This is a genomic window from Desulfamplus magnetovallimortis (assembly GCF_900170035.1).
GTDB lineage: Bacteria > Desulfobacterota > Desulfobacteria > Desulfobacterales > Desulfobacteraceae > Desulfamplus > Desulfamplus magnetovallimortis.
Map to the genome: position 1 here is coordinate 46,603 of NZ_LT828550.1, position 6,386 is coordinate 52,988.

The following is a 6,386-nucleotide window of genomic DNA, read 5'->3' on the forward strand; positions in this document are numbered from 1 at the left end:
ACGATGTCGTGAAAGTGAATGGTTTACCTATCCTGAAGATCCATTTGGGTACTATTGGAAGCTAAATCTTCAGTAAAGAATGGAAATAGCATATGGGCAAATATGAAAAATTACTTTTCCAAATACTCCGTGGTAGCAGCGACGCAAATATTTCATTCTCTGACCTTGTCAAACTTCTATCTCACTTTGGCTTTGAAATGAGAGTCAAAGGCAGTCATCACATTTTCCGAAAGGATGGTGTTGAAGAAAGACCCAATTTGCAAAAAGAAGGCAGTAAAGCAAAACCTTATCAGGTCAAACAGGTAAGGAATCTTATTTTGAAATACAAACTCGGAGATGAAGAATGAACAGGAAATATGAAATCATAATATACTGGAGTGACGAAGATCAGGCATACATTGCGGAAGTCCCGGAGTTGCAAGGCTGTATGGCACATGGTAATACTGAAGAATCCGCGTTGGCGAATATCAAGACAGCCATGGAACTATGGATTGAAACAGCTGAGGAATTTGGAGATCTTGTTCCTGCTCCAAAAGGGCGAAAATTGGCATTTGCATAATTTTGATAAAAATACGTTGCACAACAAAACATTCCACCCGACCGCCTGGATCGTAGCGACTTTGAATTATTTGGCTTCGTTGAAGTTTCTGGCGATGCCACTGATATAGTTCTCTCCCGGCGGCCGGTGAATTCAGCGTTGTGATTTTATCAAAAATCGACTAAATCAAAGGACTTATAAATGGACGTGGTTTCCCAGAAAGTGTAAAGCGGGAAATGAAACACGCCCGATTTTTTAGTATAGATCTATCCGATTTTCAGTTTGCTTATCTTGTACCGTAAAGTCCCCCTGGGGATTCCGAGAAGTTCGGCAGCCTTTGTTGTGTTGCCATTGCATTTTTGAAGTGCTCTGCTAATCAGGCGTACAGTTACCTCTTCAAGCACTGATTCAATATCAAAAATACCTTCCGGAATTTCCAGTATTGTATCAGAATCAGTTGAGATATGACCATCAGTATCATCAATTTCCGGTGGAAGATGACAAAGCTTAAGGGTTATGTCATTGTGCATGATACAAATTCTTTCAAATACGTTCTTTAGTTCCCTTATGTTTCCTGGCCATCCATACTCCATAAGCTTCTTTTTAACATCCTCTTCCATGCCCTGAAACTGTTTGTGGAACTGGCGGGAGAAGCGGTTCAAAAATATGTTGGAGAGAGGTATGATATCCTCCTGGCGATCCTTTAGCCTGGGAATATGAATGGGAAATACACTTAACCTATAATAAAGATCACTTCTGAAACGTTTTTCTGCAATGGCCTGCTTAAAATTAATATTTGTGGCCGCAATAATTTTTACATCTGTCCCTATATCCCTGCTTCCGCCAAGTCTCCTGAAACTTTTACGCTCAATAACTCCCAGCAGTTTTGCCTGGAGCTGAAAAGGCATCTCTCCGATTTCATCAAGAAAAACAGTACCTCCTTTGGCCATTTCAAATAGCCCCTTGTTCTGTCGTACAGCATCTGTGAATGCACCTTTTTCATGTCCGAAAAGTTCGCTTTCAAGAAGATTTTCAGGAAGAGCCGCACAGTTTATGATAACAAGAGGCATATCACGTCTTGGCCCTGCATGGTGGATGGCCTGAGCCACCACCTCCTTGCCGGTACCGCTCTCTCCTGTAATGAGAACATTTGCTCCATCATGGCGGGAGACCTCCCGTACCTGCTCAAGGATACTTTTCATCTGGGGGCTTTCTGCAACAATCTCCATCCTGTCAGGAAGGTTGAGGCTTTTTTTAAGTATGCCCACCTGTTTTTTAAGTTGTCTGGTTTCAATGGCAAGTCGGAGAATAAGTTTGATTGCATCTGCTTTAAAGGGCTTTTTTATATAGTCATATGCCCCGAGCTTCAGAGCCTCCACAGCAGACTCTATGGATGCATATCCTGTGATTATTATGACAAGAAGTTCAGGGTCAAGCTCCCTTGCTTGTTTTAGAACCTCAATGCCGTGAAGATCAGGAAGATTCAAATCAAGCAGCACCACATCCACGTCATTTGTTCCAATAAAAGCAAGCCCGTCTTGACCGGTTGCAACCGTTGAAACTGAGTAATCCTCTTCAGTGAGAATGCGATGAAGATTTTCCCTTATAATTGCTTCATCATCAATAACAAGAATGTTTTTCATGTTAATTTATCCGAAATTAGATTTATGACTTTTTTATAAGAAAGTCCCCGTATTTTAAGACTCATGAGGACTTTCATGCTTCGTTGTGGCAGATGGATCTGCCATGGCCGTTATATTGGCAGATGAATATTGAAACATGCACCCTTTCCTGGCTCGCTTTCCACCACAATTCTGCCGCCATGCTCCTCCACAATTGTGTGTGTTATGGATAGCCCCAGGCCAAAGCCATCTGGATTGTGACTGAAAAAAGGATCAAATATTGCATCAAGGTCTTCTCTCGCAATACCCGGGCCATTATCTTTTATGGAGAGTAGCACCATATGGTCTTCAGAGATGTCTGTAATATCTGTTGATATTACAATTTTACCTTTGTTTCTGTTTTTATCTTTGTTGTTACCGTTTGAATCAGCCATTGAGTCCTCAAGCACGTTAAGTGCATTTAGCACAATGTTGAGTATGGCCTGCCTTATGCGCTCTCTATCAATCAGGATACGGGGAAGATTTTGGTTTGTCCGGCTGATAAGCGTGACTCCCTTTTGCTTGCACTGTTTTTTGACAAAAAAAAGTGTGTCAGCCACCACTTTATTGAGATCTTCAAGTACTGGGTCATGGGCAGGCTTTGAGGCAAACTCCAGAAGCCGAGTAACAATATTTTCGAGTTTTTCAATCTCTTCCAGCGCCCTTTGGATAAGCAGACGGTCATTTGTGCGGTTGGCAATTCGATCATGAAGATCATCCAGCATAAGTGTTATGCCAGTTAATGGATTTCTAATTTCATGGGCAATACCGGCAGCAAGGATACCAAGGGAGACAAGTTTATCTGAGCGGCTTATGTGTTTTTCCATATTTTTTCTTCGGGTGACATCACGAAATATTAAAAGAGTTGAATGGTCACCTCTATCCATGTTTTGGGGATTAAATTTACCCTTATTTCCCTTTTCAGGGATCTCCATATTATCCTTTTCCTGGCTATCCACATTTCCTGGTATAGTTGAAATGGATGTTTCAAGATAGACAAGTTTGCCATCGGGCATATTTACCTTAAAGGACTCTCCATGTGGTTGGTTGTTTTGAGCGCCCAAATGGTTCTTTTGTTCATTCACAGGGGAATCATGCCCGTCAAGCTCCTTTGTTATGTGAGCCATAAGTTCTGGATATGGAGCCAGCAGAGCCTTAATATTCTGCCCTGCAAGCTCTTTTCTTGAAAAATTTTCATTGTTCAGATTGTGATCTGTTACTCCGCTCTCTTTGCATAGTTGATTGAAAAAATGAGCTGCCCTGGGATTTGCAGAGAGAATTTTTCCATCCCTGTTAAAAACAATAAGGCTGCTTAACATGCCCGCATGTATGCGCCTGAGCAAATCAACATTCTGTTTCAGTTCATCAAGTGAGCGGACAAGGTTCTGCTGGTGCAGTTTAAGGCGGCTTCCCATCTCTGTAAACTGTTTACCAAGGATTTCAAGCTCATCTCCGCTTTTGATTTCAATGGATATGTCATAATACCCTGAACTTATCTCATTGACCTTTTCCGTTAACTGGACAATTGGTCGTGTAAAACTTCTTGCAAGGAAAAGAGCTATTGCTGCCACAAGTGCGCCTGTGGCAAAAATCAGGATTATGGAATTTTCTGATGCTTTTTTGACCATCAGGTCAATTTCCGCTGATGTCTGATCTACGGTTCTGTGGAACTCTTCGCTTCTGGCACCAAGGGTTACTCCTCCAAAGCATTTGTGTTTGGAGTAGAGGCCATAACTGAAGTTGATGGGTGCATATGCCAGGATCCTTGGGACGCCTTTTACGCTGGTTGTTTTTACTACACCCGATTTTCCTGCAATTACATCCCTTGCAATATGGCCGTAATTTTCATGGATAAAAGGAACATGGAGCAGATTGAAGGGAAAAAGCCCTGCCTTAAGGTTTTTTTCGTTGTATATTGATGAAGATGGGTCAACCATTTCGCCGTCTGGAAAAGTGCCCCTGATATCCCACTGCTTTGGGTGGGTTATCATCCATCCTTCATCATCAAACATAAAGGCATAATTGCCGCTTTCGTATATTGGTGCAACCACCTCCTGGTTCCCAAAGGGCAGAATGTGCTGTGTAAATTCCATTAAATGACGGTGGTCAAGGGCAATTGATACAACGCCCTTACACACTCCTTTGACCATCTTTTTTCCTGCAAATCGAATAATGCCTCTGTAATCATTCAGATTTTGATTTTTGTTGTTTTCCGAGTCTGAAGTTGTTGTGGAAAAATAATTATCTTTGGTGACATGATATCCTGTTAGGTGAGAGACATAAATATCGTTTTCTTTTGCAGCCATTGCCATCTGAAAAAAGTCTTCATTGCCGAACTTTGTTTTAATTTTTAATGAGTCTTGTAAGTGTGGTCTTTTTGCAGAGTCATGATGCAGAAAAACTGGTTTGCCATCTGCTATACGGATCTCTTCAATTCCCTGTGAATTGACAAAAACAACTTCACAGTATAGTGGGAGAGTCTCTCTTATATGGTGGCCGGAAGGGGATGTTTTATGTTGGTACCAGATATCTCTTTTATGAACATTTGCAAAGTTCATATAGATTGATGGGTCAGCAGGCAGGCTGATAAGCATTTTCAGGTCATCCACACATGCGGCAAGTAGTTGCTCTACCTGGTCTGCAATTGCCTGGGCGCGTGCTTCAAGCAGTGACATGGAGTTTTCTGTTAAAGCGTTGCGGCTGCGCTGTACAAGGGTATTAAAGACCACATCCATACGGTTACGTGTAAAGAAGCTGAGGGCAGTAAGCGGAAGAAGTGAGAGCAGAAGAAATCCTGTTAAAAATTTTTTGCGAATGCCAAATTTCAATTTCATTAACTCCAGCTTTTTTTGGGCATGCTTCATTTCCAGGTTTACACTTTTCCTGAGAGAAAACTATGAGTGGCGGGAATCTTTCATCAAAAAGAGTAAAGTACTTTTGGGGTCATATGAAGGATGCCTTTTTTTGATCAGGTACGATTTCTCTCTTCAATTGCTTCAATTGCTTCCTGAGCAGCTTCAATAAGATCAGGAATTGTTATCTTTGTCATAAGTTTCACTATTTTATCTTTTACAGAAAGGTCTCCGCTCTCACCAAGTGCGTACAAAATATCACCTTTGGTTGGGATATCTGAGTCATCAAAATGTTGTAAAAGCTTTGGACATATTTTTAGGGCAAGGTCAGGATTTTTTTCAGCAAGCTCTTCAACCACAACCATTGCTCCGAGTCTCACTGACCATATTTCATGGAGCAGAAGTCCTGTGAAACCAGGAAATATGATGTTCTGTTTTGTCATCTCCGCTGCAATCAACTCTGCTTTTCCCTCTTCCAGGATACTTCTCAGTGAAGATGTACTCAAGGAAGATATGTCACGATTTGCAATCATATCCGTAACCTCCTCCTGGGTTACGCTGCCTGTCCAGCGGAAATCATTGTCAAGAATCAGGCAGGGAGCTGACATGACATTGTCCTTTGATGCCTGGTCAACAAAAAGAGTTCCGTCAATGATTGAAAGGTTTATGTGCTTTGATGCTGCTGCAAGGGGCAAAATGGTGCTGACAACTCCTGGGCAGTGGGGACACATGTTTGCGATATAAAGCTTTAGTTCAACAGGTATTTCAATTTTATTTATGTTTTCAATTGTCCTTGGTGAAAATGATGGGGATGGGGGGGCTATGAAGGATGAAAAGATTTTGCCTCTTGGAACAGCGTGGAACGTAATGTTTTCATTCAGGATTATAGCAGGAAGTTTGAGGTTGCTATCTTTATTGATTTTAATATCTATATCTGGCGAGGCTTCTTCAAGGGCATTGCAGAATGCCTCAAAAAAGGGGGTTTGTTCATGCTCCGGAGTTGCCAGTGTTATTTTTAGTCTATTTTTGTGGTTAGATGCAGCCCATTGAGTAATTTCATTTTTTTCATTGTTGTCAAGTTCGTATTTCATTTTTGTTCCTGTTTTTATTTTAGTGCATTGTCAAAGCTAAAAATAAGGATTAGGTTAATTGTATAGTATTCCAGATAGTTAAATTGGGCATCTTTCATTTGCCAGTTTACACTTTTCCGAACAGAATCCCGTTTTTAGAAGCTCCTGTTCCGGAAAGTGTAAAGTACTTTCTGTATGATATGAAGAATGCCTTAAATTGATAATGGAAAAGTCTAACTATCTGTTTTATGAGTTAATTTTTTGG

General features: G+C 41.1%; 5 protein-coding genes. 2 read left to right on the forward strand and 3 right to left on the reverse strand.

The annotated features are described in order from the left end of the window. The first annotated feature begins 92 nt into the window (after nt 1-92). Complete coding sequence (locus tag MTBBW1_RS17270; RefSeq protein ID WP_080805293.1) at nt 93-347, forward strand: type II toxin-antitoxin system HicA family toxin; 255 nt, start codon at nt 93-95, stop codon at nt 345-347. Beyond that, complete coding sequence (locus MTBBW1_RS17275; protein ID WP_080805295.1) at nt 344-559, forward strand: type II toxin-antitoxin system HicB family antitoxin; 216 nt, start codon at nt 344-346, stop codon at nt 557-559. The genes MTBBW1_RS17270 and MTBBW1_RS17275 overlap by 4 nt, the downstream gene beginning before the upstream one ends. Before the next feature lie 245 nt (nt 560-804). On the opposite strand, the gene MTBBW1_RS17280 is transcribed toward MTBBW1_RS17275, so the two are convergent. From MTBBW1_RS17280 to MTBBW1_RS17290, 3 genes are all read right to left on the reverse strand, one after another. After that, entirely contained in the window at nt 805-2,181 is a 1,377-nt protein-coding gene (locus MTBBW1_RS17280; protein WP_080805298.1) for a sigma-54-dependent transcriptional regulator, read from the reverse strand. A 110-nt stretch (nt 2,182-2,291) separates the two neighbouring features. After that, the gene (locus MTBBW1_RS17285; RefSeq protein ID WP_186441431.1) at nt 2,292-5,033 is read right to left on the reverse strand and encodes an ATP-binding protein; all 2,742 of its coding nucleotides are present in this window, start codon (nt 5,031-5,033) and stop codon (nt 2,292-2,294) included. Nucleotides 5,034-5,167: 134 nt separating this feature from the next. After that, nucleotides 5,168-6,142 carry a thioredoxin family protein gene (locus MTBBW1_RS17290; RefSeq protein ID WP_080805302.1) on the reverse strand — a complete coding sequence of 325 codons (975 nt, stop codon included), beginning with the start codon at nt 6,140-6,142 and terminating at the stop codon, nt 5,168-5,170. Between the last annotated feature and the right edge of the window lie 244 nt (nt 6,143-6,386).

Coding starts and splice junctions, on each gene's coding strand:
- MTBBW1_RS17270 (WP_080805293.1), top strand. CDS start 93: ATGGGCAAATATGAAAAATTACTTTTCCAAATACTCCGTGGTAGCAGC.
- MTBBW1_RS17285 (WP_186441431.1), bottom strand. CDS start 5,033: ATGAAATTGAAATTTGGCATTCGCAAAAAATTTTTAACAGGATTTCTT.
- MTBBW1_RS17275 (WP_080805295.1), top strand. CDS start 344: ATGAACAGGAAATATGAAATCATAATATACTGGAGTGACGAAGATCAG.
- MTBBW1_RS17290 (WP_080805302.1), bottom strand. CDS start 6,142: ATGAAATACGAACTTGACAACAATGAAAAAAATGAAATTACTCAATGG.
- MTBBW1_RS17280 (WP_080805298.1), bottom strand. CDS start 2,181: ATGAAAAACATTCTTGTTATTGATGATGAAGCAATTATAAGGGAAAAT.